Genomic DNA, 23,959 nt, shown 5'->3' with positions numbered 1-23,959 from the left:
AACTCGGCCGTTACGGGCGGTGTTCCTGTCAGCGGAGAACATTTCACAGCGCTACCAGCGATCTATCGTCGCCGACATCGGCTCCAACAACCTCCGGTGCCCGAAAACCTATTGCAAAAACCTGAGCTCCCTCCTCTCGGGGCCGTGGATGCAGTCCTGACCAAAGCCGACATGCGGCCATGTCGGCTTCAACATCGCCTTCCAAGAATAAAGCGGACGCAACGAATTCATGGGGACGCGCCCTAGAGCCGCTTGATCGCAACGGCCTCGCTGCCGGCCTGCTTGATGCGCGCGATCGCTGGTTCGATCGGCTCAATCACCGTCGCCATGTGATGCGCGTTGGCGTGAACCATGGTGCTGGCGTTGCGCACGATGGCGACATGGCCTTTCCAGAAGATCAGGTCGCCGCGCTGCAGCCTGCTTATCTCGTTCGGAGCCAGTACGCGGCCGAGACCGGCCTGCTGCATGTCGCTGTCGCGCGGGCAGCCGATGCCCGCCGATGTCAGCGAGACCTGGACGAGACCGGAACAGTCGATGCCAAGACTGCTCTTGCCGCCCCAGAGATAGGGCGTGCCGACGAAGCGCTCGGCGACCGCGACGAAATCCGGCTCGCGATGATCGAGCAGGGCGAGATGGGACTTCGGCAGATATCTGCCGTCGTGCGTCACGGCGAAGCTGCCGTCTTCGCGCGCCACCGCGAGCCTGGATCCCATCACGAGCGTCTCGACCGGCGGCAGCTTGATCGAAGGGCCGGGAAACGCAAACGTCCGTAGCGCGCTGACGAGGTGAGTTGGGGCGACCGACGGCTTTATGAGCCCTGCATCCGGCAGCCAGCCGACATAGCCATCGCCATTAAGTTGGCCCCACGCCCACCCCTCGCCGTTGCGATCGTAAATGGTGACGCGTTCGCCGCGCAAGGCCTCCGTCATCAGCATCGCGTTCGACGACGGCTGCTCGCGCACCGGCACGACCGGTTCGACCACCTCGAATTCTTCGCCCGCGACGAAGCGATCCGCCTCAACCTTGCCCTCGAGATATTTCGCGGCGAGGTCGCCCCGCGCCGGTGTTATTCGTGGATCATGCATAGCGCTCGCTCAGCAAGGTGTAGATGGCGCGCGCGGCCTGGCACTCGCCGCCTTCGGGGCGTGCCGGTTTTGCCGACGGCGTCCAGCCATAGATGTCGACATGCAGCCAGCTCCTGGCCTGCTCGACGAAGCGTTGCAGGAACAGCGCGCAGGTGATCGAGCCCGCAAAGCCGCCTGATGGCGCGTTGGTGATGGTGGCCGTCTTGGAGTCCAGCCACGCATCGTAAGGCGGCCACAGCGGCATGCGCCACAACGGATCGTTCTCCTGCACCGCGCAGCGCGAAAGGTCGCCGGCAAGGGTCTCGTCATTGGTGTAGAAGGGCGGCAGATCCGGCCCCAGCGCGACGCGCGCCGCGCCGGTCAGCGTGCCGAGATCAATCAACAGATCGGGCTTCTCCTCGTCGGCCAGCGCCAGCGCGTCGGCGAGCACCAGCCTCCCTTCGGCGTCGGTATTGCCGATCTCGACCGTGATGCCCTTGCGCGAGGTGAAGATGTCGAGCGGTCGGAAAGCGTTGCCCGCGACCGCGTTCTCGACGGCCGGGATCAGCACGCGCAGCCGCACCTTCAGCTTCGCGTCCATCACCATGCGCGCCAGCGCCAGCACGTTGGCGGCGCCGCCCATGTCCTTTTTCATGATCAGCATGCCGCTCGACGGCTTCAGATCGAGCCCGCCGGTGTCGAAGCAGACGCCCTTGCCGACCAGCGTCACCTTGGGATGGTCTGGATCGCCCCAGTCGATGTCGATCAGCCGCGGCGCGCGGTTGGATGCCATGCCGACGGCGTGGATCAGCGGGAAGTGCTTCTCCAGCTCCTCGCCGATGGTGCAGGCATAGCTTGCCCCGAACTCGGCGGCGAGCGCTTGCGCGGCAGCGGCCAGCTGTTCCGGCCCCATGTCGTTGGATGGCGTGTTGATGAGGTCGCGCGCGAGCATCGCGGCATCAGCGATCCGCTCGATCTCGGTCGCATCGACGCCATCGGGCGGCACCAGGCGGACGTTGCGGCTATCAGCCTTGCGGTAGCGCGCAAAGTGGTAGCACCCCAGTGCGAAAGCGAGTGCCGCCAGCCGTGCATCGTGTGGTGTATTGGCAAAGCGATAAGTGCCCGGCGGCAGCAGCCCGGGCAGGGCGCCAGGCCGGAACAGGTCGCGCGATCTTGCACCCTCGTCCTCGAGGCCGAATAGCACCTGCGCGACGGCGCCGTCGGGCGCAGGCAGGGCGAGATAGCTGCCCGGCTTGGCGGTAAAGGCGCATGCCGTGGCGAACAGCCGTTGTGGCGGCGGCAGCGTCTCGGCGACCCGATCCCAGCTCGATTTGGTGACGAAATTGATCGGGATGGCGGTGGGCGACGTCTCGAAGACAGATGGCATTGGCGGGTCCGGATCGTCAGATCAAACGGGTCATGCGAACGGACGAGACTTCGCAGAGTTTGGCCGCTGCTGCAATCGGCTTTGCTGTCACCGTTCAGCGAGCCGCTACTCGCGGCAAGGGGGCCATGCTAGGTTCCGGCAACGGTCGCCGGGGATCGAAATTCGGGCGGCCGACGACAAAGCGCGCCGGGAGGAATTGCGATGGAATTTGTGTGGAGCGTGGTCACCTTCATCGGCCAGGCCGTCGAAGCGATTTTCGGTTACGTCGAGCACCACCACTGGATCTTCGCGCTCCTTGCCGGCGGTTACGTCTTCTATCTCCATGACCGATCCGTCCACGCGCGGTTCGATGCACTCGACAAGCGCGTCGATGAAATCCGCAAGCGGCTTGCCATCGAATATTGAGGCGGCGATTGCTGCGGGAGCTGAGCGCGCAGGTGAAGGCGCTCGGCCTCGATCCGGACCTCGGCGGGTGAGGCGCCGCCGCAAACTTCGCCGTGAGGGGCGCGAACGCGGCGTTAACCGGCCGTTAGGGTTAACAGTCTATTGCTGGCGCGTTCGGCTCGATCAATCGGCTCGAGAGTCAAGGCGTCATGCGTCAACAGTTCAGTCTTGCCCGGCTTCTTGCGTCCACGTCGGTCGTCGCGGCGTTGGCCATGGGCCTCGGCGGCTGCACGGCCATGTCGAAACTCTCAGATGTGACGGGCTCGGTCGGCGGGCCGCGGGCGGAGGCTAGTCCCACCGATCGCACACCGACAGATCCGGTCCGTGCCGTCGAGGTCTATGGCGAGCGCTACCGCGCCAATCCCAAGGACGCCGAGGCCGCGTTTGCCTATGGTCAGGCCCTGCGCGCCAACGGTCAGCGCGCCCAGGCCGCCGCCGTGCTTGAGCAGGCGACCATCGCCAATCCCGGCAACAAGACGCTGCTCGCTTTGTACGGCCGCGCGCTCGCCGACAACGGCAATTTCCAGCAGGCCTACGACGTCCTGTCGAAAGCGCATTCGCCTGATAATCCTGACTGGCGCCTGCTCTCGGTGCAGGGCACTGCGCTGGACCAGATGGGCCGTCACGAGGAGGCGCGTTCCTATTATGCGAGCGCGCTCAAGATCGCACCGGGTGATCCCGGCGTGCTCTCCAATCTCGGCCTGTCCTACATGTTGTCGAGAGACCTGCCGAAGGCCGAAGAGGCGCTGCGGCAGGCCTACGCCTCGCCGCGCGCCGGCAGCCGGGTGCGGCAGAATCTCGGCCTCGTCGTCGGTCTCCAGGGCCGCTTCGCTGAGGCCGAGACCATCGTGAAGGCGGACCTGCCGCCGGATCAGGCCGCGGCCAATGTCACTTATCTCAAAGAGATGCTGAGCCGCAGCGACGGTCATCGCGGCGCGCCGAAGCGTACCCCGGTCGCCTCGCTCAACCAGCCCGACTGATCGGTTCCGATCTTCAACTATCGACATCGCCTCACGGACCGCCTGCGGTCGGTGGCTCGTGTCACTGCATCTCGGTGACCTTGATGCCGGTCGGCCCGAGAATGACGATGAACAGCACCGGCAGGAAGAACAGGATCATCGGCACCGTCAGCTTCGGGGGCAGCGCGGCGGCCTTCTTCTCGGCCTCGTTCATGCGCATGTCGCGGTTTTCCTGTGCCATGACGCGCAGGGATTGACCCAGCGGGGTGCCGTAGCGTTCCGCCTGCATGAGTGCGAGACACACCGACTTGACGCCCTCGAGCCCGGTGCGACGCGCCAAATTCTCATAGGCGACTTTGCGATCCTGCAGATAGGACAATTCGGCTGTGGTCAGCGTGAACTCCTCCGACAGCGCAATCGACTGTCCCACGATTTCGGTGGCGACCTTACGGAACGCCATTTCGACCGACATGCCGGATTCGATACAGATCAGGAGCAGGTCGAGTGCATCGGGAAAGGCGCGCTTGATCGAGAGCTGGCGCTTGGAGATCGCGTTCTTGAGGAACAGCATCGGCGCCTGCAGGCCGAGATAGGCCGCGCCGATGCAGATGCCGATCTTGATCGGCATCGGCTTGTCCATGTGCGCGATCACGAAAACGTAGATGACCGAGCCGACGAACAGCACGAGCGGAGCGACCAAGCGGGCAAACAGGAAGGTGATGTAGGGCGCCTGGCCGCGGTAGCCGGCCATGATGAGCTTGTCCCGCGCCGCCTCTTGCGCGAGCCATTTGGTGAGGTTGAAGTCCTCCACCACCTTGGAGACGAGCTGCTTCGGTGTCTGGCGCAGCGAGACCTTCTCGTTCTTGTGAAGGCGCTCGCGCTCGCGCTGCCGGATGCGCTCACGCTCGCTCGCGACCGCCTTCATGCGCTTGGAGAGGCCCTCGCCGGCGAACAGCGGCATCACCAGCGTATAGACAGTGGCGCTGGCGGCGATGGCCGCCAGCAACATGGTCATGAAGCGGACGTCATGCAGTTTCGAAACGAGGAACTCGACCATGCGGCACCGTCAAAAATCGAAATTGATCATCTTCTTCATCACCATGATGCCGATCGACATCCAGACGACGGAGCCGACCAGCATCAGCTGGCCGGTGGGATGAGTCCAAAGCAGCGAGATGTAGTGCGGCGTCGTGAGATAGACGAGGAACATCACGATCGGCGGCAACGAACCGATGATGCCGGCCGAGGCCTTGGCTTCCATCGACATCGCCTGGATCTTCTCTTTCATCTTCTTGCGGTCGCGCAGCACCTTGGAGAGGTTGCCCAGCGCCTCGGAGAGGTTGCCGCCCGATTTCTGCTGGATCGAGATGACGATGCCGAAGAAGTTGGCTTCGGGCAGCGGCATGCGATCGTAGAGCCGGGAGCAAGCCTCGCCCAGCGGCATACCGATCGCCTGCGTCTCGATGATCGCCAGGAACTCGCTGCGCAGCGGCTCGGGCGCGTCCGCAGCGACGACCTTGATCGATTCGAACAGCGGCAGGCCCGCCTTGATGCCGCGGACGATGACGTCGACCGCGTCGGGGAGTGCCTTCAGGAATTTGTCTTCCCGGCGCTTCTTCAGGAAGCTCAAGGCCCAGCGTGGCAGACCGAAACCTCCGGCAAAGGCGAGACCGGCAGCGCCGAGCAGGCCGCCCCCGACGAACAGGGCCGCCGCGAACAGCACGCCCGCCACGACGGCGGACACGATCCAGAATTTCTGCGGCGTCCAGTCGAGACCCGCCTGGGACAGGCGGATATTGAGCGGAACGCTCTTCTCCTGCTGACGCCGTGCCTCGAGATCCTTCAGCGACGTCTCGACCTGCTCGCGGCGCGAGCGCTGGCTCTTTTCGCTCTGCTTGGCCGCGGGCGCGTCGGCACGCGAGATCGAGGCGCGTCGGCTTTCCGCCTTCCGTTCCCCGGAGAGCAGCGGATAGAGGAAGACCCAGGCGATGCCGCCGACCGCTGCGGTGGCGAGAAATGCGAGGGCGAGGACCTGTATGTTCATGGCGTCGCTGACCTGCTCACGTCTTGGGCGCCACTTCCGCGGCGTCGAGCGCGGCGGCAAGGCGCTTCTCGTCGCCGTAATAGCGGGCGCGTTCCCAGAACTTCGGGCGGCCGATGCCGGTCGAGCGGTGCCGGCCGATGATCTTGCCGTTGGCGTCCTCGCCGACCATGTCGTAGAGGAAGATGTCCTGGGTGATGATGGTGTCGCCTTCCATGCCCATCACCTCGGTAATGTGGGTGATGCGGCGCGAGCCGTCGCGCAGGCGCGCGGCCTGGACGATGACATCGATCGAGGCGCAGATCATCTCGCGGATGGTGCGTGACGGCAGCGAAAAGCCGCCCATCGTGATCATGGATTCGCAGCGCGACAGCGCCTCGCGGGGGTTGTTGGCGTGCAGCGTCCCCATCGAGCCGTCGTGGCCGGTGTTCATGGCCTGGAGCAGGTCGAACGCCTCCGGGCCGCGGACTTCGCCGACGATGATGCGTTCAGGACGCATACGCAGACAGTTGCGCACCAGCTCGCGCATGGTGACCTGGCCCTCACCCTCGATGTTGGGCGGACGGGTCTCCAGCCGCACCACATGGGGCTGCTGGAGCTGGAGCTCGGCAGCGTCTTCGCAGGTGATGACGCGCTCGTCGTGCTCGATGTAATTGGTCAGACAGTTGAGCAGCGTGGTCTTGCCCGAGCCGGTACCGCCGGAAATCAACACGTTGCAGCGGACGCGGCCGATGATCTGGAGAATCTCGGCGCCTTCCGGCGAGATCGCGCCGAACTTGACGAGCTGATCCAGCGTCAGCTTGTCCTTCTTGAACTTGCGGATGGTGAGCGTCGGCCCATCGATCGACAGCGGTGGCACGATGGCGTTGACGCGGGAGCCGTCGGCGAGGCGCGCGTCGCAGATCGGCGAGGATTCGTCGACGCGCCGGCCGACCTGGCTGACGATGCGCTGGCAGATGTTGAGGAGCTGCTGGTTGTCGCGGAAGCGAATTCCCGTGCGCTGGATCTTGCCGGCGACTTCGATGTAGACGGTGTTTGCGCCGTTGACCATGATGTCGGCGATGTCGTCGCGCGACAGTAGCGGCTCGAGCGGGCCGTAGCCGAGAACGTCGTTGCAGATGTCGTCGAGCAGTTCCTCCTGCTCGGCGATCGACATCACGATGTTCTTGATCGCGATGATCTCGTTGACGATGTCGCGGATTTCCTCGCGCGCGGACTCCGAATCGAGCTTGGCGAGCTGGGCGAGGTCGATCGCCTCGATCAGCGCGCCGAAGATGGTCGCCTTGACCTCGTAATAATTGTCCGAACGCCGGCTCTCCATGGCCGGAGGCGGCGGCGCCTTGGCAGGCGCAAGCGGCGGGGAGGCGACGGCCGGCGGAGGCGGGGCGCGCGACACCGTCGGCGCCGGAGCCTGGGCAGGCTCGGGCGACACGGCGCCGGGCTTGGGCGCCCGAAGGTCGGTGTCTGTTCCGCTACGCTTACCGAACACTTAACAACTCCATGCGGCGGCTTATTTTCCCCGCAACTTGTCAATCAGGGGTGAAAACAGGGACGACTTTTGTTTCTTGGTCTCGCTGCGGCCGGTCAGGCGCTGGGCGATCTGAAGGAACATCTCGATCGACTTGTGGTTGGCGGAAATCTCCGCGATCATCTGGCCGTTGTTGGCCGCCGAGCCGAAAATCTGCGGCTCGAACGGGATCGAGACGATCGGCTGGCTCTCGATCGCCTTGGCGAACTCCGCGGCGGCGATTTCGGGTCGCTTGGGCACGCCGACCTGGTTCAGGCAGTAGAGCGGCGGTCGGTCATTGGGACGCGCGGCCTTCAACAGATCGAACAGGTTCTTGGTATTGCGCAGATTGGCGAGGTCAGGCGCGGCCACGATCAGGATGTCATCCGCCCCGATCAAAGCGCGCTTGGTCCAGCCCGACCATTGATGCGGTATGTCGAGCACGATGCAGGGCATGGTGGAGCGCAGCGTGTCGAACACGGAGTCGAACGCGTCGGTGCCGAAATCATAGACCCGGTCGAGCGTCGCCGGCGCCGCCAGCAGGCTGAGATGGTCGGTGCATTTCGACAGCAGGCGGTCGATGAAGGCGGTGTCGACGCGATCGGGCGAGAACACGGCGTCGGCAATGCCCTGGGGCGGATCCTGGTTGTAGTCGAGCCCGGCGGTGCCGAAGGCGAGGTCGAGATCGGCAACGACCGCGTCCATTGCGAGGTCGCGCGCGATCGCCCAGGCGACATTGTGGGAGATGGTGGAAGCCCCGACGCCGCCCTTGGCGCCGACCACGGCGATGATGCGGCCGACCGCCTTGGCTTCCGGCGCCGAGAACAGGTTGCAGATCGAGCGCACGACGTCGATCGCGCCGACCGGCGCGAGCACATAGTCGCTGACGCCGCGACGCACCAGCTCGCGGTAGAGCGTGACGTCGTTGATGCGGCCGATCACGACCACGCGGGTGCCGGCGTCGCAGACGGTGGCGAGCTGGTCGAGCCCGCCCAAGAGGTCGTTGCGGCCGTCGCTCTCGAGCACGATCACGTTCGGCGTGGGAGCCGAGCGGTAAGCTTCGACCGCGGCCGCCATACCGCCCATCTGGATCTTCAGATGAGCCTTGCCGAGGCGGCGATCCTCGCCGGCCGACTGGACCGCGGCAGCAGTCTCCACGGTCTCGCAAAAGGCCTGGACGGAGACGCGCGGCGCGGGCGCAATGTGCTCCTCGACCGGCGGAGGAACTGTTTCCGGCTGCTCTTCGTGTGTCTGGCGAGCGTAGCTGATCATTTGCCGGTGTCGCTGAGTTTGGCCTTGTCGGAGTCGGAATAGGTGGTCGCGGTCGTCACACCCTTGCGATACTTCTCGAGGCCGGTGATACGGCGGGCCGTGTAGGACGGCGTTTCAGGTCGCGGCTGCTCGAGGTCCGACGGATTGTCGACCATCGCCGCGAGGTTGCGCTGATAGGCGCAGCCGTGATTGTAGTAGTCCTTGTTCTCGAACCAGCTCTTGTTCTTCATCGAAGGGCCGATGTCCTCCGGCCACAGGCCACAGGGACCCGCGACCGCGGCGATCTTGGAATAGGTGAGCCGGATCGGCGGCAGGAAACGTTTGTCTTCCGGCTGATAGGGACGAATGTTCACGCCGCGCGGCGGAACGCCTGCGCCCGCCAGCATCGCCTGGATTTCACGCATCGTGTCCGCGACCGGACGCGCGTTGGGCGTGCCGGACGGCACGTCGATACGGATGGCGCCCGTGCCTTCGTGCAACCATGCCGATGCGACACCCATCACGTCCGCGCGCTGGGCGGCGGTCAATCCGCCGCGGGCATGGCCGACGAAGACGACGATCGAGCGGTTCTGCTCCTCGATCGCGATCGGATGGCGCTGCTTGTAGTCGTCGGGAATGGAGGCGGTGACGACTTCGTCGTGCTGGCAGCCGCCGAGCGCGAGCGCCATGCCGACCAGCGCGCCACCGAGGCGGATGGCGCGTTTGCGAAGCTGGGGTGGTCTTGTGATCATCGTGAGGTCCCCGTTCCGCATCAGTCGGTGATGAAGCCGTAAGTGCCGCGGTAGTTCTTGGCCGGCTCGGTCCGTCCAGGCACACCGTAGATTCGGTTGATGTTGCCGATCAGCTGGGCCTGCGGGTCCGCTGGCGGGGCAAAGCCGTCATCCGGTCGCGACAGATCCTTCGGCGCCACCGCGCGAACGACGTAAGGCGTCACGATCACGACCAGCTCGGTCGCGTTGTTGACGAAGTCGCGGCTGCGGAACAGCGTGCCGAGGATCGGGAGCTGCATCAGTCCCGGCAGTCCGCTGACGGCCTGCTTGGTCTGCTGATGGATCAGGCCGGCCATCGCCATTGCGCCGCCGGAGGGAATTTCCAGCGAGGTCTCCGCGCGGCGGGTCCTGATCGAGGGCACCGTCAGCGAGTTCACCGACGTCGAGGTCACGGCCTGCGACAGTGTGATCGCATTTTCGTTCGAAAGCTCGGAGACCTCGGTCATCACCCGCAGGCTGATCTTGCCTTCGCTCAGCACCACGGGGGTAAAGTTGAGCGAGATGCCGAACTTCTTGAAGCTGATCTGGGTGGTACAGACATGCGTGGTGGGATCGCACGCATAGCCTGCCGGGACCGGAAATTCGCCGCCGGCAATGAACGTTGCGGATTCGCCGGAGATCGCGGTCAGGTTCGGTTCGGCCAGCGTGCGGATCACACCCGCGGTTTCCATCGCGCGCAGGGTGGCCTGCACCGACGGCGCGGCGCCGAACTTCGTGGTCAGATTGTTGCCGTCCACGAGGTTCTTGCCGAGTGCCGTGAACGGATTCGAGTTGGAGAAGGTCACCACGGAGGTGCCGTAGTTGAGGTTGGCGGTCAGGTCGATGCCGAGCTGCTTGACGATGTTGCGCTGGACCTCGGCCACCGTCACCTTGAGCATGACCTGGTCGCGGCCGCGGATCACGATCGAGTTCACCACCTTGTCGGCGCCGCCGGCCAGGCGCGCGGCGAGATCGTTGGCCTGCTGCGCTTCCATCGGATTCGCCGCCGTGCCGGTCAGGACGATGCCGTCGCCGAGTCCGTCGATCTGGATGTCCGAATTGGGCAGGATCTGCTTCAGCGCGGCCCGCACGCCGTTGAGGTCACGCTTGACCGCGATGTCGTAGGCCGCAATCTGCTGACCGGCGGAATCGAAGAACACGATATTGGTCTGGCCGACCGCGGCGCCGATGATATAGGCGCGCTGCGCCGAGCGGACCACCGCATTGGCGATCTTGGGATCGGCGACCAGCACGTCCTTGATGTCGCGCGGCAGGTCGATCACGATGGACTTGCCGACGCCGAGCGAGAGGAAGCGCGCGTTCATCTGGCCGTCGGCCGCGGCCGACGCCGCGGGGCGGTAATCGGCAGCGACCACGGGGGGCAGGACCGGGTTGAGCGCCAGCGCGATAGCGGCCGAAAACGACAGGGCGCGGACCATGGAGGTTCGCATCGTCGCCAAATCCACCCTGCATTTCATATCGACTGTCTTCATCGTGCCTTCGCCGTCTGACTTGGAATGCCGTAGCGAATGATCGAAACACCGTCGCGCTTCTGCGCGGAGTCATCGAGCGTGATTTCGCTCATCTTGACGTCGACGATGCTGCGCAGCGCCAGCGACAGCGTGCCGCTCTGGCGGGCCGCCGACAACGTTGCGGTCTGCGCGGGATTGAGCTCGAGGGTGACGGTCTTGCCGACCACCGTGTTCTGGCCGTCCTTCTCCTTCGGTGCCTGATCGATGGCGAGGACGCGGATATTGGCCAGGATGATCTCGGAGGAGACGACCTCGGGGGCGCCGCCGCTCTGGTCCGGGTTCTTCAGCCGGCGCGTGAGAAGGACGTCGACGCGATCGTTGGGCAGGATGAAGCCGCCTGCGCCGGTCTCCGGCGAGATTTCGGTCGAGATCGCCCGCATGCCGGTGGGCAGGATTGCCGCCATGAAACCGGAGCCTTCGGCCTTGACCAACTTCTGGTCGCGAATCGGCTCACCCTGAATGAAGGGGGCGCGCGCAATCGAGCCGGTCACCTGGGTCGCGCCCTCGGGACGCTCGTTGCGGCGGATGAAGGTGGCGCTGGCGGTCGCGGCCGGCCAGGTCTGCCACTGCACGTCTTCCAGCTTCACGGTTTGGCCGAGGCCGATGTCGGTCTTGGCCACGAGAACGTCGACGGTCGGAAGCTGCGCGACCGGAGCCGGAGGCGGCGCAGAATTGTCCGAGCCGCTGGCCAGGTACGCGGCGACGCCGCCGGCGCAGATGGCGACCGTCAGGACGACAATGCGTGCCCTATTCATACGCTTCACTTTCCAACAAAACGCCGCGACGCTGCCGCCGCCGTAATCGGCAGTTGACCAGCTATTCGTCAAAGCATGGTTAATGAGGCGTATCTAAATCGTCTTAACGCCGGGTTTACCCGGTGCGTTCAGCGCAGTGCGAGGTGAGCGAGGTCGATCGCCTTCACCCATTCGGTCTCCGGGTAGACCATCAGCGCGCTCAGGGCGAGCGCGATGCCATAGGGGATGCCGCTCTCCTTGGCGTGCAGCCGTGCAAGCCAGGCCTGACCCGCCAGCCCATAGGGCAGCGGCCATTGCCGGAACTGGAGCAGGAGCAGCGTCAGCGCGCCGCCGAACAGCGAGGCGTAGAGCAGGAAGTTCATCAACTGCGCGAACCCGAACCAGAGCGCGACCGAGGCCGCGACCTTGGCATCGCCGCCGCCGACCCAGCCCATCGCAAAGCAGGTGAAGGCCACGACCAGGAGAAGCGCGCCGGCGCCGACATGGCTCAGCATCTCGTAAGGTGCCATGCCACCGGCGAGGGCAAGCGCGAAGAAGCCGGCGACCAGCGCCAGCGACACCCGGTTCGAGATCGTCATCGTGAAGAGATCGCTCGCGGCGGCGAACGCCATCAGGGCCGGGAAGAGCAGAAGGCGCGCAAGGTCGAGGATCATGAGCTGCGTCTTGAGGCCTGAGTTTGCCGCGGGAACTGGCGTCGGGCGATGCTAGCCGGCAGTGCTAAACAAACCGACAACGGCAGCGAGGGACGCGCGGGTGCCGAACGCGCGCTCACCAGAGGCTGGCAATGCGCGCGGCGAGGGCGACTGTTGCGAGCAGCAGCGCAAGGCAGACCCAATAGACCGGCGAGCCGGCCTGTGCCGCCTCCGCCTCGCTTGCCGCAACCGCGGCATCGGTTCTGTACTCGCGCAACGCCACTGGAACTCGCCGTCTTCAAAAACAAAGGCCCCGGAGATCCGGGGCGTTTGCCGTCGTTCGTCGGTCGCTTACTTCAGCGACGTGCTGATCGAGGTGAACTTGGCGTTCAGCGTGGTGCCGAGATTGTTGACGACGGTGATAATCGCCAGCGCGATGCCGGCGGCGATCAGACCGTATTCGATGGCGGTGGCGCCGGATTCATCCTTCGCGAAACGTGCAATCAAGTTCTTCATGAACAAAACTCCATCTGGGGTGGGGATCGCCTCGTTCGGCGCCGTCATTGACCTGACGACCATGAGAGCCGAGCTCTTTCGGTAGAGTTAATCCGAACGAGCAAATCCGATTCTGGCGCGATGCTTTCGCCCAAAGTGAATTTCACCTTAAGGCGGCGGCTGTTATTCGCTCCAGTTCCAGATGCATCGTCAGCGCAGCGGCGGCTTCACCCTCCCTTAAATTTAGCGGAGTAGGCGTAGGACAACCGGAATCCGCGAGAGAGGCGACGATGTCGAGCCTGCCCATGCAAGTCGCCATGATGCTCGGCGAGACCATCGTGAAGGTGATCCCCGTCACCTTCGTGCTAGCGGCCGTGTTCACCGTGCTCGAGCATTTCTGGGCCTGCAATCCCGGCGCGCCATGGTGGCGCAAGCGGGAGATCGTCACCGACATCTGTTACTGGTTCTTCGTTCCGGTGTTCGCCCGCACCATGCGGATCGGACTTCTGGTGGTCGGCGCCGGCGCCATCTTCAACATCCACGATGCCGACGGGCTGATCGCCTTCTACGACAATGGCCACGGCCCGCTGTCGGAGCTGCCCCTGTGGGTGCAGGCCCTGCTATTCCTGGTGCTGTCTGATTTCATGCTGTATTGGCTGCACCGGTTGTTCCATGACGGCGGCTTCTGGAAGTACCACGCCGTCCATCATTCGTCGGAGGAAATCGGGTGGATTTCCGCGGCCCGCTTCCATCCCGTCAATCTCGTGCTCGGGACGATCAGCGTCGACGTCGTGCTGCTGATGGCCGGCATCTCTCCGAACGTCATGATCTGGGTCGGCCCATTCACCACCTTCCATTCGGCCTTCGTGCACGCCAACCTGAACTGGACCTTCGGACCGTTCAGATATTTGCTGGCAACGCCGGTCTTCCACCGTTGGCACCACACCTCGCTCGAAGAGGGTGGCAACACCAATTTCGCCGGGACCTTCCCGATCTGGGACGTGCTGTTCGGCACCTTCCGCATGCCGGAGGGACGGCTGCCGCAGGACTATGGCAAGGACGAAGCGACCATGCCGAAGGAGTTCGGGGGCCAACTGGCCTATCCGTTCCGCCGCTAGTCGGATTATTCGGCCGTAAACGCCGGTCCGTTCAAACAATAGTCGGCGAGTTTGCGGAACGTTCACGAATTAAAGGCAGGTTACCGGGGTCGGGCACTGGCTCCGTTGTTATCGGGTCGCTTCTGCCGGTTTGTGACGTCCCGGGGGTAAGAGTATGCGTAAAGAATTGCTGCGTCGTCATGCGCGCGTTTGTCTTCTGGTGGCTGCCGCAGTGCTGGCATCACCGGCTGCCGGCCTCGCCGAGCCCACCGCCGACACCATCGCCGTCAATGTCGATCAGGCCAAGCTGGTGCGGCTGCCCGGCAAGGTAGCGACCATCGTGGTCGGCAATCCCCTGATCGCGGACGTCACCCTCCAGCCCGGCGGCATGATCGTCGTGACCGGCAAGGGTTATGGTGCCACCAACTTCATCGCGCTCGACCGGAGCGGCGAGATTTTGGTCGACCGCCAGATCCAGGTCGAAGGTCCGAGCGACCGGGTCGTCACCATCTATCGCGGGATCGAGCGCGAGTCCTACAGCTGCGCGCCGCTTTGCCAGCGTCGCGTGACGCTCGGCGACAGCGACACCTATTTCAACAACACGATGAGCCAGGCCGGTTCGCTGAGCAGCAGTGCCAGCGGCAACGCCGGTGCGGGCACCAAGTCCAACTAGCCGGGCCGACCGGCGGGTTCACCCGGGCAGGATCGCATGATCCCGCCTGGGCATTTTTCGGATGTCGGGGCGAGGCCTTTCTGCGCGCGCCGCCTTTCCGGTGCGTCGGGGCGTGCCTGGTTAACGCATCCTTAACGGTGCGGTTCGCCGGGTCTGAATCGCCTGCAACACTTAAACAATCAGTTTTAGCTATTGAATGAAGCAGAGGATCGCCGCTGCTGGGGATTTTGACGCGATGCCATCGCTTCCACCTACGAGGTTCACGCTCCGCAAGGCGCTATGCCGATTCCGTGGCAGCCGTGGCGGCTCCGCGGCGGTCGAGTTCGCGCTGGTCGCTCCGATCTTCTTCGCGCTGCTGTTCGCCATCATCGAGACGGCGCTGGTGTTCTTCGCGGGCCAGGTGCTCGAGACCATCACCCAGAATTCGGCGCGTGCGATTCTGACCGGCCAGGCGCAAGCGCAGGGCGGCTCGGTGACGGCCTGTCAGACCACGCCCAACGTGGTCTCGGCGTGCGATCAGACCACGTTCAAGGCCTATGTCTGCAGCCAGATCCCGGCGCTGTTCGATTGCAGCAAGCTTTATGTCGACGTGGTGAGCACCAGCTCCTTCACCACGCTGAGCCTCACCAGTTACGGCGATTCCTGCAACTTCAATCCGACCGGCGTGCAATACAATCCCGGCAGCTCCAGCCAGGTCGTCGTGGTGCGGATGTTCTATCAGTGGCCGCTCTTCGTCACCGGCCTCGGCTACAACATCGGTTGCAGCAGCAAGCGACTGCTGGTGGCGACCGCAGCCTTCAAGAACGAACCCTTCTGAGGCAAATGAGCGGACCAATGCAGGTGATTGCGAATTTCTTGGGGAATGCACGCTGCTCGGTGCGCGGCTTCATCGCCGACAGCCGTGCGCTCGCGGCGACCGAATTCGCGGTCATCGTGCCGCTGATGCTGGTGATGTTCTTCGGCACCGTCGAATTCTCGTCGGCCGTGGCGATCGATCGCAAGGTCACGTTGATTGCACGGACGCTGTCCGATCTGACGTCGCAGTCGACGACGCTGACCGATTCCGACATGCAGAACGCGTTCACGGCCAGCATCTCGATCATCATGCCGTACGATGCCACGCTCGTGAAAGGCTCGATCTCCCAGATCTATATCGATGCCAACAGCATTGCCACGGTCCAGTGGAGCAAGGCCGGCACCATTGCGAGCGGCGCGACCCAGGCGACGTTGGCGACCTCGGCCCGCAAGGCCGGCGACAAGGTCACCGGCGAGCTTCCCTCGACGCTGCTGATTCCGTCGACCTACCTCATCCTCAGCGAGGCGAGCTACATTTACCAACCATCAGTTGGCTACGTGCTGAAGTCGAGCATCCCGCTGAGCGATCTCTCCTACACGCGGCCGCGCCAGGTCACCTGCGTTCCCTACAACGGCGTGCCGTCCTCGTGCTGACATGCACGTGCAGGCTTCCGAAATGAAAAAGGCCGTGCGTCGCGCACGGCCTTCTTGCTTCTTTGGCTGGCGCCGGCCGATCGGGCCAAGCGCCCGGCGGTTCAGCCCGCGGCGCGCAGGTTGTCTGCTGCCGACTTGCCGGAACGGCGGTCGGCCACGATCTCGTAGGAGATCTTCTGACCTTCACGCAGCGTGCCGAGGCCCGCACGTTCCACAGCGCTGATGTGAACGAACACGTCCTGGCCGCCATCGTCGGGCTGAATGAAGCCGAAGCCTTTGGTCGCGTTAAACCACTTCACGGTTCCCATGCTCACGGGGGTAGTCCCTTCTCAGATAACACAATGTTGGAGCCTGCTCGCGCAGGCCGGTTAGATCGAATTTTTGGAAGGGTCGTCAGCGTGTCTGAACCGGCTGTACCGGTGGATGCTAATGTCGTCCGGCCGAAAATCGATAATTCATTTTATCGGAATTAGAGCCTCAAAACAATCCGGATGCGCACGATTTTTTGATCCGCCGGATGTCCACGGCGGATCAACATGCAGATCGGCATTCGACTTCCGCGCTCGCGCGCCAGCCATCGACTAGCGGCGGCGGAACTGGCCGCCGCGCTGTCCGGGACGAGGCGGTCCACCCACCCCGCTGGGACGTTCGTCCTTGTGGCGGAAAATCAGCCGGCCCTTCTCGAGGTCATAGGGCGACATCTCCACCGTCACGCGGTCGCCCGCCAGCGTCTTGATGCGGTTCTTCTTCATCTTGCCGGCGGTATAGGCAACGATCTCGTGTCCGGCGTCGAGCTGCACGCGGTAGCGGGCGTCGGGGAGGATTTCGGTGACCAGTCCTTCGAACTGGATCAGCTCTTCCTTGGCCATGTGGGTGTCTCCAGTCGTAGACTGTTAGTTCGAATGAGGATTGCGGTTCGGTCGGCCGTTGGGGCGACTCTCGCGACGCAAAAAGGCAACGCCTTGTATTCCATCAGGCTTGCCGGCGCTATGCGCGGGACGCTGTTCCGACCGATCGGCGGGTGAGGAGTTCATCTTACCACCGGAACCGCGGCGGCGGCGAGACCCCTTGGAGGCCTTGTGGCCCTCACCGGGCCTGCCATCAACAGGTCTGCCCTCGCCATGGCGTCCTTCGCCGGGCCGTCCGTCGCCTTGCCTGCCGGCGCTATGGTGACGTCCGTCGGCATGCCTGTCGTCGCCACGCCGTCCGTCGCCGTGCCGGGCGCCCTGCGGGCGCTGGCCCGGGCGGCCCGACCGGCCCTGTCGCTGCTGCGGCGGGGGCGGGCCGGCGTCGCGGCGGCCGGCGTCGGTGCGATGGTCTTCGCGCGGCAGCGCCACGCGGATCAGCCGTTCGATGTCGCGGAGATAGCTGAGTTCCTCGCCGCCAGCGACCAGCGAGATCGCGGTGCCATCGGCGCCGGCGCGCGCGGTGCGGCCGATGCGATGGACGTAGGTTTCCGGCACGTTGGGCAGGTCGAAATTGATGACGTGGCTGATGCCGTCGACGTCGATGCCGCGGGCGGCAATGTCGGTGGCGACCAGGGTGCGGATCTCGCCCGAGCGGAACTGGGCGAGCGTGCGCTCGCGATGGTTCTGCGACTTGTTGCCGTGGATGGCGCTGGCAGGGATGCCGGCCTTCTCGAGCGACTTCACCACCTTGTCGGCGCCGTGCTTGGTGCGGGTGAAGACCAGCGCGCGGTTGACCGGCTCGTCTTTCAGAAGCTTGGTCAGGAAGGCGGGCTTGGCGGAGAAGTCGACCTGGACGATGCGCTGGTTGATCCGCTCGGCGGTCGAGGAGACCGGCGTCACCGCGACGCGGGCGGGGTCACGCAACATGGCATCGGCGAGCTCGGCGATGTCCTTCGGCATGGTGGCCGAGAAGAACAGCGTCTGCCGCTTGATCGGCAGCTTGGCGACGATTTTGCGGATGTCGTTGATGAAGCCCATGTCGAGCATGCGGTCGGCCTCGTCGAGCACGAGGAACTCGACGCTCGAGAGCTTCAATCCGTTGCTCTGCACGAGATCGAGCAGGCGGCCGGGGGTGGCGACCAGCACGTCGACGCCCTGCATCAGCGCGCGGACCTGGCGCCCCATCGGCACGCCGCCGATGGCGAGTGTCGAGGACAGGCGGACGTGACGGCCATAGGCGTTGAAGCTGTCGAGGATCTGGCCGGACAGCTCGCGGGTGGGCGACAGCACGAGCACCCGGCAGGTCTTGGGCTGCGGCTTGATGCGATGCTCGAGCAGGCGGTGCAAGATCGGCAGCGCGAAGGACGCCGTCTTGCCGGTGCCGGTCTGGGCGATGCCGACGACGTCGCGGCCGGTCAGCGCGATCGGAACGGTCTGGGCCTGGATGGGGGTGGGAGTGACGTAGTTCTCTTCGGCGAGAGCACGCGCGATCGGTTCGGCGAGGCCGAAATCCTGAAACGAAGTCAAAAGATGGGTTCTTTCCATGTCAAAAGCGGGCGCCCGGCGCATTCAGCGCGGCGCGCGCAAAAGGGTGTCGAGAAGACACCTGCGTGTTTAGGGTGTCGGATGGCTTGGGAGATATGGGGCAAGCCAGAGGCCCGTAGGGGCTTAAGAACACGCGGCTCGCAACGACCTCTTGATTCGCAACAGGTCTCGGCTGTTCATATGGAACATTGAGGGGGCGCTTTCAAGGCAGGCGCGCTCGAAATGGTGATTGCAGTGCAGAAATAATTATGCCGGAAATTTAGCCAGAGCTGGCAAGTTGCACAACAATTAGCCCGTCTGCCGCTTTGGCATACATTTGAAATGCTCAAATTTTGGGCTATTTCTTGGTGGCGAAACTTTGATTTCTGGCAATTATACGAGCAAAACCAATTGGTTGGTGGGTGTTCAGTCCATGGCACGGTTCTTGCGAATCCGTTAATCGCAGGCGGCCGTGGGGCCGTTTCGCAGCGTTTTTCACGTCTGCGTCAGGGAGATGAGACACTCATGCTTAGCAAATCCATTCACGATATAGCGGCGTCATTTAGCCGCCGTGGCGTTCTCGCTGCGACCGCCGGCCTGATGCTCGGTCTGGCTCCATTGACCGGCGCGACAGCCGCCGACACCATCAAGGTCGGTGTGCTGCACTCTCTTTCCGGCACCATGGCCATCAGCGAAACCACGCTGAAGGATACCATCCTCTTCCTGATCGACGAGCAGAACAAGAAGGGCGGCGTGAACGGCAAGAAGCTCGAGGCCGTCGTCGTCGACCCCGCCTCCAACTGGCCGCTGTTCGCCGAGAAGGCGCGCGAGCTGATCACCAAGGAAAAGGTCTCGGTCGTGTTCGGCTGCTGGACCTCGGTGTCGCGCAAGTCGGTGCTCCCGGTGTTCAAGGAGCTGAACAGCATCCTGTTCTACCCCGTGCAGTACGAGGGTGAGGAGAGCGAGCGCAACGTGTTCTACACCGGTGCGGCGCCGAACCAGCAGGCGATCCCCGCCGTCGACTATTTGATGAAGGAAGAGAAGGTGAAGCGCTGGGTGCTCGCGGGCACCGACTACGTCTATCCGCGCACCACCAACAAGATCCTGGAAGCCTATCTGAAGTCCAAGGGTGTCGCCCAGGAAGACATCATGATCAACTACACGCCGTTCGGTCACTCCGACTGGCAGACGATCGTGGCCGACATCAAGAAGTTCGGCTCGGCCGGCAAGAAGACCGCGGTGGTCTCGACCATCAACGGCGACGCCAACGTTCCCTTCTACAAGGAGCTCGGCAACCAGGGCATCAAGGCCAAGGACATCCCGGTCGTCGCGTTCTCGGTGGGTGAGGAAGAGCTCGCCGGCATCGACACCAAGCCGCTGGTCGGCCATCTCGCTGCCTGGAACTACTTCCAGTCCATCAAGTCGCCGGAGAACGAGAAGTTCATCAAGGCGTGGCAGGCCTACACCAAGAATCCGAAGCGCGTGACCAACGATCCGATGGAAGCGCACGTGATCGGCTTCGACATGTGGGTCAAGGCGGTCGAGAAGGTGAAGTCGACCGATCCCGACAAGGTGATCGACGCTCTCCCGGGCATCGAAGCCAAGAACCTGACCGGCGGCGTGTCGAAGATGCTGCCGAACCACCACATCACCAAGCCGGTGTTCATCGGCGAGATCAAGGGCAACGGCCAGTTCGACGTGGTCTGGAAGACCCCCGGTCTCGTCGCGGGCGATGCCTGGTCGAAGGAGCTCGACGGTTCCAAGGACCTGATCGGCGACTGGGTCGGCAAGAAGTGCGGCAACTTCAACACCAAGACCAACAAGTGCCTCGGTTCGGGCTCCTGAGCCGGATCTGAGACTCCATTGCACGATCGGAGAAGGCGGCGATCCCGCCGCCTTCTCCACCCATTTCCGCCGGGGTCTTTCACAGTGCCAGCCTCTTTGTCCGCGCGCCTCTGCTCGCTTGCGCTCTCGTTGTTGCTGATCGCGTTCGCGCTGCCGGCGTTTGCCGGTCCGTTCGAGGACGGAGTCGCCAAATTCGCCAATGACGATTTCTCCGACACGGAAGAAGCGATCAGTGTGGTCGCGGGCAGTGGCAATAAGCTGGCTTTCCCCATCATCAGCGCGCTCCAGGACGGCCGCCTCATGGCTGATCCCGACAGCAAGAAGGTTTACGTCACCGGCGCCGACGGCAAGTCGATCGATGCCGCGACCGGTGAGGCCGTCGCCAGCGTTCCCGACAGCGCGAGCGCGGTCCGCCTCAACAACCGCCTGCGCCGCAGTGTCGACGCCGCGCTCGGCAGCCTGACGCTGCAGTCGCCGGATGTCGGAACGCGCCTGCAGGCCGCGCAGTCCGTCTTCAAATCGCATGAGGAGACCGCGCTCGAGGCCGTCGACGCTGCGATTGCCAAGGAAACCAACAGGTCCGTCAAGGCCGCGCTCGGCGAGGCCCGCGCGGCCATCCTGCTGTTCAAGGCGGATGCCTCCGAGCTCGAGAAGCTCGAGGCGGTCGCCACGCTCAAGGCCCGCGGCGACCAGGAGGCGATGGCGCTGCTCACCGGCATGGGCGACCAGCCGGCTTCGGTGACCAAGGCCGCGGCGAGCGCGATCGGCTCGATCCAGTCTTCGCTCGCCATCTGGTCCTCGGTTCAGAATGCCTGGTACGGCCTCTCGCTCGGCTCGGTGTTGCTGCTCGCCGCGATCGGGCTCGCCATTACCTTCGGCGTGATGGGCGTGATCAACATGGCGCATGGCGAGATGGTGATGATCGGGGCCTACACCACCTTCGTGGTGCAGGAGGTGATCCGCACCCGCTATCCCGCCCTGTTCGACTATTCGCTGCTGATCGCCGTGCCGCTCGCCTTTGTCGTCGCAGGCGCGATCGGCGTACTGATCGAGCGCAGCATCATCCGCTTCCTCTACGGCCGTCCGCTGGAGACGCTGCTTGCGACCTGGGGCCTGTCGCTGGTGCTGCAGCAGGCGGTGCGCACCATGTTCGGCCCGACCAACCGCGAGGTCGGCAATCCCTCCTGGATGAGCGGCGCGTTCGAGCTCGGCCAGATTACCATCACCTATAACCGGCTCTGGATCCTCGTGTTCACGCTGGCCGTGTTCGCGATCCTGCTCGCGATGCTGCGCTACACCGCGCTCGGCCTCGAGATGCGCGCCGTGACGCAGAACCGCCGCATGGCGGCCTCGATGGGCATCGCCACCTCGCGCGTCGATGCGCTCACATTTGGACTCGGTTCGGGTATTGCCGGCATCGCCGGGGTGGCGCTGTCGCAGATCGACAATGTCAGCCCCAATCTCGGCCAGAGCTACATCATCGACAGTTTCATGGTCGTGGTGTTCGGCGGGGTGGGTAATCTCTGGGGCACGCTGGTCGGCGCCTTCACGCTCGGCATCGCCAATAAGTTCCTGGAGCCGGTCGCCGGCGCGGTGCTCGGCAAGATCGCCATCCTGGTTCTGATCATCCTGTTCATTCAAAAGCGGCCGCGCGGCCTGTTCGCGCTCAAGGGCCGTGCGGTGGAAGCATGACCCCTCACATGCTGACGCGATCGCTGGACCGCAGCGCGACGATCTTCCTTGCCGTCGTCGCGGCCCTCGGCATTCTCATCCCGCTCTCCAACCTGCTGCTGCCTGCAGGGTCATTCCTGCAGGTGCCGACCTATCTCGTCGCGCTCTGGGGCAAATATGTCTGCTACGCCATCCTCGCCCTCGCGATCGATCTGATCTGGGGTTATTGCGGCATCCTCTCGCTCGGTCACGGCGCCTTCTTCGCGCTCGGCGGCTACGCCATGGGCATGTACCTGATGCGGCAGATCGGCACGCGCGGCGTCTATGGCAACCCGGTCCTGCCCGACTTCATGGTGTTCCTGAACTATTCGAAGCTGCCCTGGTACTGGTACGGCTTCGACATGTTCTGGTTCGCGGCGCTGATGGTGCTGGTGGTGCCCGGCCTGCTCGCCTTCTGCTTTGGCTGGCTCGCCTTCCGCTCCCGTGTCACCGGCGTCTATCTCTCGATCATCACGCAGGCGATGACCTATGCGCTGCTGCTCGCCTTCTTCCGCAACGATTTCGGCTTCGGCGGCAACAACGGCCTGACCGACTTCAAGGACATCCTCGGCTTCAACGTCCAGGCTGAAGGGACCCGGGCGGCGCTGTTCGCGCTGAGCTGCCTGGCGCTGATCATTGGTTTCCTGATCTGCCGCGCCATCGTCTCGTCCAAGCTCGGTAAGGTCTTGATCGCGGTGCGTGACGCGGAATCGCGCACGCGCTTCCTCGGCTACCGTGTCGAATCCTACAAGCTGTTCGTGTTCACGGTGTCGGCCTGCATGGCCGGCGTCGCCGGCGCGCTCTACGTGCCGCAGGTCGGCATCATCAATCCATCCGAATTCGCGCCGGGCAATTCGATCGAGGCGGTGATCTGGGTCGCGGTCGGCGGCCGCGGCACGCTGGTCGGCGCAGCACTCGGCGCCGTCGTCGTCAACTACGCCAAGACATTCTTCACCTCCGGCGTGCTCGCGCCGTATTGGCTGTTCATGCTCGGCGCACTGTTCATCCTGGTGACGCTGCTGCTGCCGAAGGGCATCGTCGGCACGTTCAACGCCTGGTGGGATCAGTCGAAGGAAAAGCGCAACGCCGCGGCGCTGGCGAGCGCCGCGGCCGAGGACGGCGTCACCGAACCCAAGATGGCGGAGTAGGCGCACATGAACGTCATGGACAACCGCGCAACGTCCGCAATGCTCTATCTCGACGGCGTGCACGTCTCGTTCGACGGCTTCCATGCCATCAACAATCTGTCGCTGACGCTCGAGCCCGGCGAAATGCGCGCCATCATCGGCCCGAACGGCGCCGGCAAGACCACGATGATGGACATTATCACCGGCAAGACCAAGCCCGACGAGGGCACCGTGCTGTTCGACGGCGTCACTGATCTGACGCGGCTCGACGAGACCCGCATTGCCGAGCTCGGCATCGGCCGCAAATTCCAGAAGCCGACGGTGTTCGAGAGCCAGACCGTGCAGGACAACCTCCTGCTCGCACTCAATGTCGATCACAGCGTCAAGGGCACGCTGTTCTGGCGCGGCAGCAAGGCCGAGTCCGAGCGCATCGACAAGGTGCTGGAGACGATCCGCCTCACCGACGCCCGTAACCGCCTTGCCGGCAGCCTCAGCCACGGCCAGAAGCAGTGGCTTGAGATCGGCATGCTGCTGGCGCAGGACCCGAAATTGCTGCTCGTCGACGAGCCGGTCGCGGGGATGACCGACGTCGAGACGCACCTTACCGCCGAGCTGCTGAAAGAGATCAACAAGACCCATACCGTGATGGTCGTCGAGCACGACATGACATTCGTGCGCGAGCTCGGCGTCAAGGTCACCTGCCTGCACGAGGGCACGGTGCTCGCGGAAGGAACCATCGACCAGGTCTCGTCCAACGAGCGGGTCATCGAAGTTTATCTGGGACGCTGA

25 protein-coding genes are annotated in these 23,959 nt (G+C 64.2%); 10 read left to right on the top strand and 15 right to left on the bottom strand.

Going from position 1 to position 23,959, the window contains the following annotated elements; all coding sequences use genetic code 11:
- Window positions 1–242: 242 nt before the first annotated feature.
- Window positions 243–1,085: a C40 family peptidase gene (locus IVA79_RS00505; protein ID WP_247549471.1), complete on the bottom strand. Its 843-nt coding sequence runs from the start codon at window positions 1,083–1,085 to the stop codon at window positions 243–245.
- Window positions 1,078–2,451 (bottom strand): leucyl aminopeptidase family protein, encoded by a 1,374-nt coding sequence (locus IVA79_RS00500; protein WP_247549470.1) that lies wholly within the window; start codon window positions 2,449–2,451, stop codon window positions 1,078–1,080. Before IVA79_RS00500 ends, IVA79_RS00505 begins: the two co-directional genes overlap by 8 nt.
- Window positions 2,452–2,652: 201 nt before the next feature.
- Between IVA79_RS00500 and IVA79_RS00495 the strand changes: the two genes are divergently transcribed.
- Complete coding sequence (locus IVA79_RS00495; RefSeq protein WP_246923905.1) at window positions 2,653–2,856, top strand: hypothetical protein; 204 nt, start codon at window positions 2,653–2,655, stop codon at window positions 2,854–2,856.
- Between the two features lie 188 nt (window positions 2,857–3,044).
- On the top strand, window positions 3,045–3,875 hold the full coding sequence (locus tag IVA79_RS00490) for a tetratricopeptide repeat protein (protein ID WP_247549468.1): 831 nt from the start codon (window positions 3,045–3,047) through the stop codon (window positions 3,873–3,875).
- A gap of 61 nt (window positions 3,876–3,936) precedes the next feature.
- Here the strand turns inward: IVA79_RS00490 and IVA79_RS00485 are convergent, their stop codons facing one another.
- The 10 genes from IVA79_RS00485 to IVA79_RS00440 all read right to left on the bottom strand — a co-directional run bounded on the left by IVA79_RS00485 (window position 3,937) and on the right by IVA79_RS00440 (window position 12,858).
- Window positions 3,937–4,911, bottom strand: coding sequence for a type II secretion system F family protein (locus tag IVA79_RS00485; protein WP_247549467.1), 975 nt, complete (start codon window positions 4,909–4,911; stop codon window positions 3,937–3,939).
- A 9-nt stretch (window positions 4,912–4,920) separates the two neighbouring features.
- Window positions 4,921–5,898: a type II secretion system F family protein gene (locus IVA79_RS00480; protein WP_247549465.1), complete on the bottom strand. Its 978-nt coding sequence runs from the start codon at window positions 5,896–5,898 to the stop codon at window positions 4,921–4,923.
- A 16-nt stretch (window positions 5,899–5,914) separates the two neighbouring features.
- Window positions 5,915–7,384 carry a CpaF family protein gene (locus IVA79_RS00475; RefSeq protein ID WP_247549464.1) on the bottom strand — a complete coding sequence of 490 codons (1,470 nt, stop codon included), beginning with the start codon at window positions 7,382–7,384 and terminating at the stop codon, window positions 5,915–5,917.
- A gap of 21 nt (window positions 7,385–7,405) precedes the next feature.
- Window positions 7,406–8,674 (bottom strand): AAA family ATPase, encoded by a 1,269-nt coding sequence (locus IVA79_RS00470; RefSeq protein WP_247549462.1) that lies wholly within the window; start codon window positions 8,672–8,674, stop codon window positions 7,406–7,408.
- Window positions 8,671–9,405: a CpaD family pilus assembly protein gene (locus IVA79_RS00465; RefSeq protein ID WP_247549460.1), complete on the bottom strand. Its 735-nt coding sequence runs from the start codon at window positions 9,403–9,405 to the stop codon at window positions 8,671–8,673. The genes IVA79_RS00470 and IVA79_RS00465 overlap by 4 nt, the downstream gene beginning before the upstream one ends.
- Before the next feature lie 20 nt (window positions 9,406–9,425).
- Window positions 9,426–10,901 carry a type II and III secretion system protein family protein gene (locus IVA79_RS00460; protein ID WP_247549664.1) on the bottom strand — a complete coding sequence of 492 codons (1,476 nt, stop codon included), beginning with the start codon at window positions 10,899–10,901 and terminating at the stop codon, window positions 9,426–9,428.
- A gap of 11 nt (window positions 10,902–10,912) precedes the next feature.
- Window positions 10,913–11,710 (bottom strand): Flp pilus assembly protein CpaB, encoded by a 798-nt coding sequence (gene cpaB, locus IVA79_RS00455; RefSeq protein WP_247549458.1) that lies wholly within the window; start codon window positions 11,708–11,710, stop codon window positions 10,913–10,915.
- Between the two features lie 128 nt (window positions 11,711–11,838).
- The gene (locus IVA79_RS00450; RefSeq protein WP_246926132.1) at window positions 11,839–12,363 is read right to left on the bottom strand and encodes a prepilin peptidase; all 525 of its coding nucleotides are present in this window, start codon (window positions 12,361–12,363) and stop codon (window positions 11,839–11,841) included.
- A 115-nt stretch (window positions 12,364–12,478) separates the two neighbouring features.
- Entirely contained in the window at window positions 12,479–12,619 is a 141-nt protein-coding gene (locus tag IVA79_RS00445; RefSeq protein WP_247549674.1) for a hypothetical protein, read from the bottom strand.
- A gap of 74 nt (window positions 12,620–12,693) precedes the next feature.
- Window positions 12,694–12,858 carry a Flp family type IVb pilin gene (locus IVA79_RS00440; protein WP_106941836.1) on the bottom strand — a complete coding sequence of 55 codons (165 nt, stop codon included), beginning with the start codon at window positions 12,856–12,858 and terminating at the stop codon, window positions 12,694–12,696.
- Window positions 12,859–13,127: 269 nt separating this feature from the next.
- On the opposite strand from IVA79_RS00440, the gene IVA79_RS00435 reads away from it, so the two are divergent.
- The 4 genes from IVA79_RS00435 (at window position 13,128) to IVA79_RS00420 (ending at window position 16,056) form a co-directional block, all read left to right on the top strand.
- Window positions 13,128–13,955, top strand: a complete 828-nt coding sequence (locus IVA79_RS00435; RefSeq protein WP_247549448.1) for a sterol desaturase family protein — start codon at window positions 13,128–13,130, stop codon at window positions 13,953–13,955.
- A gap of 154 nt (window positions 13,956–14,109) precedes the next feature.
- Complete coding sequence (locus IVA79_RS00430; protein WP_247549438.1) at window positions 14,110–14,607, top strand: pilus assembly protein N-terminal domain-containing protein; 498 nt, start codon at window positions 14,110–14,112, stop codon at window positions 14,605–14,607.
- Between the two features lie 235 nt (window positions 14,608–14,842).
- Window positions 14,843–15,424 (top strand): TadE/TadG family type IV pilus assembly protein, encoded by a 582-nt coding sequence (locus tag IVA79_RS00425; RefSeq protein ID WP_247549437.1) that lies wholly within the window; start codon window positions 14,843–14,845, stop codon window positions 15,422–15,424.
- Window positions 15,425–15,441: 17 nt separating this feature from the next.
- Window positions 15,442–16,056: a TadE/TadG family type IV pilus assembly protein gene (locus tag IVA79_RS00420; protein WP_247549435.1), complete on the top strand. Its 615-nt coding sequence runs from the start codon at window positions 15,442–15,444 to the stop codon at window positions 16,054–16,056.
- 101 nt (window positions 16,057–16,157) lie between these two features.
- Here IVA79_RS00420 and IVA79_RS00415 read toward each other — a convergent pair whose 3' ends face one another.
- The 3 genes from IVA79_RS00415 to IVA79_RS00405 form a co-directional block, all read right to left on the bottom strand.
- Window positions 16,158–16,370, bottom strand: coding sequence for a cold-shock protein (locus tag IVA79_RS00415; RefSeq protein ID WP_028138527.1), 213 nt, complete (start codon window positions 16,368–16,370; stop codon window positions 16,158–16,160).
- Between the two features lie 267 nt (window positions 16,371–16,637).
- The gene (gene infA / locus IVA79_RS00410; RefSeq protein ID WP_008131890.1) at window positions 16,638–16,925 is read right to left on the bottom strand and encodes a translation initiation factor IF-1; all 288 of its coding nucleotides are present in this window, start codon (window positions 16,923–16,925) and stop codon (window positions 16,638–16,640) included.
- A gap of 24 nt (window positions 16,926–16,949) precedes the next feature.
- Entirely contained in the window at window positions 16,950–18,533 is a 1,584-nt protein-coding gene (locus tag IVA79_RS00405) for a DEAD/DEAH box helicase (RefSeq protein WP_247549433.1), read from the bottom strand.
- Window positions 18,534–19,013: 480 nt separating this feature from the next.
- On the opposite strand from IVA79_RS00405, the gene urtA reads away from it, so the two are divergent.
- From urtA to urtD, 4 genes are all read left to right on the top strand, one after another.
- Window positions 19,014–20,333, top strand: coding sequence for an urea ABC transporter substrate-binding protein (gene urtA / locus IVA79_RS00400; protein WP_247549431.1), 1,320 nt, complete (start codon window positions 19,014–19,016; stop codon window positions 20,331–20,333).
- Window positions 20,334–20,417: 84 nt separating this feature from the next.
- Window positions 20,418–22,025, top strand: coding sequence for an urea ABC transporter permease subunit UrtB (urtB, locus tag IVA79_RS00395; RefSeq protein ID WP_247549429.1), 1,608 nt, complete (start codon window positions 20,418–20,420; stop codon window positions 22,023–22,025).
- Window positions 22,022–23,191, top strand: a complete 1,170-nt coding sequence (urtC, locus tag IVA79_RS00390; RefSeq protein WP_247549428.1) for an urea ABC transporter permease subunit UrtC — start codon at window positions 22,022–22,024, stop codon at window positions 23,189–23,191. Before urtB ends, urtC begins: the two co-directional genes overlap by 4 nt.
- A gap of 6 nt (window positions 23,192–23,197) precedes the next feature.
- Entirely contained in the window at window positions 23,198–23,959 is a 762-nt protein-coding gene (urtD, locus tag IVA79_RS00385) for an urea ABC transporter ATP-binding protein UrtD (RefSeq protein WP_135166590.1), read from the top strand.

The sequence above is a fragment of the Bradyrhizobium sp. 138 genome, assembly GCF_023074075.1.
Lineage (GTDB): Bacteria > Pseudomonadota > Alphaproteobacteria > Rhizobiales > Xanthobacteraceae > Bradyrhizobium.
This window is presented reverse-complemented; position numbering and strand designations above follow the sequence as displayed.

Coding starts and splice junctions, on each gene's coding strand:
- IVA79_RS00470 (WP_247549462.1), bottom strand. CDS start 8,674: ATGATCAGCTACGCTCGCCAGACACACGAAGAGCAGCCGGAAACAGTT.
- cpaB (WP_247549458.1), bottom strand. CDS start 11,710: ATGAATAGGGCACGCATTGTCGTCCTGACGGTCGCCATCTGCGCCGGC.
- IVA79_RS00480 (WP_247549465.1), bottom strand. CDS start 5,898: ATGAACATACAGGTCCTCGCCCTCGCATTTCTCGCCACCGCAGCGGTC.
- IVA79_RS00490 (WP_247549468.1), top strand. CDS start 3,045: ATGCGTCAACAGTTCAGTCTTGCCCGGCTTCTTGCGTCCACGTCGGTC.
- IVA79_RS00495 (WP_246923905.1), top strand. CDS start 2,653: ATGGAATTTGTGTGGAGCGTGGTCACCTTCATCGGCCAGGCCGTCGAA.
- IVA79_RS00435 (WP_247549448.1), top strand. CDS start 13,128: ATGTCGAGCCTGCCCATGCAAGTCGCCATGATGCTCGGCGAGACCATC.
- IVA79_RS00425 (WP_247549437.1), top strand. CDS start 14,843: ATGCCATCGCTTCCACCTACGAGGTTCACGCTCCGCAAGGCGCTATGC.
- infA (WP_008131890.1), bottom strand. CDS start 16,925: ATGGCCAAGGAAGAGCTGATCCAGTTCGAAGGACTGGTCACCGAAATC.
- IVA79_RS00430 (WP_247549438.1), top strand. CDS start 14,110: ATGCGTAAAGAATTGCTGCGTCGTCATGCGCGCGTTTGTCTTCTGGTG.
- IVA79_RS00440 (WP_106941836.1), bottom strand. CDS start 12,858: ATGAAGAACTTGATTGCACGTTTCGCGAAGGATGAATCCGGCGCCACC.
- IVA79_RS00500 (WP_247549470.1), bottom strand. CDS start 2,451: ATGCCATCTGTCTTCGAGACGTCGCCCACCGCCATCCCGATCAATTTC.
- IVA79_RS00505 (WP_247549471.1), bottom strand. CDS start 1,085: ATGCATGATCCACGAATAACACCGGCGCGGGGCGACCTCGCCGCGAAA.
- IVA79_RS00450 (WP_246926132.1), bottom strand. CDS start 12,363: ATGATCCTCGACCTTGCGCGCCTTCTGCTCTTCCCGGCCCTGATGGCG.
- urtC (WP_247549428.1), top strand. CDS start 22,022: ATGACCCCTCACATGCTGACGCGATCGCTGGACCGCAGCGCGACGATC.
- IVA79_RS00420 (WP_247549435.1), top strand. CDS start 15,442: ATGCAGGTGATTGCGAATTTCTTGGGGAATGCACGCTGCTCGGTGCGC.
- IVA79_RS00485 (WP_247549467.1), bottom strand. CDS start 4,911: ATGGTCGAGTTCCTCGTTTCGAAACTGCATGACGTCCGCTTCATGACC.
- IVA79_RS00460 (WP_247549664.1), bottom strand. CDS start 10,901: ATGAAATGCAGGGTGGATTTGGCGACGATGCGAACCTCCATGGTCCGC.
- urtD (WP_135166590.1), top strand. CDS start 23,198: ATGAACGTCATGGACAACCGCGCAACGTCCGCAATGCTCTATCTCGAC.
- IVA79_RS00405 (WP_247549433.1), bottom strand. CDS start 18,533: ATGCGCCGGGCGCCCGCTTTTGACATGGAAAGAACCCATCTTTTGACT.
- urtA (WP_247549431.1), top strand. CDS start 19,014: ATGCTTAGCAAATCCATTCACGATATAGCGGCGTCATTTAGCCGCCGT.
- IVA79_RS00465 (WP_247549460.1), bottom strand. CDS start 9,405: ATGATCACAAGACCACCCCAGCTTCGCAAACGCGCCATCCGCCTCGGT.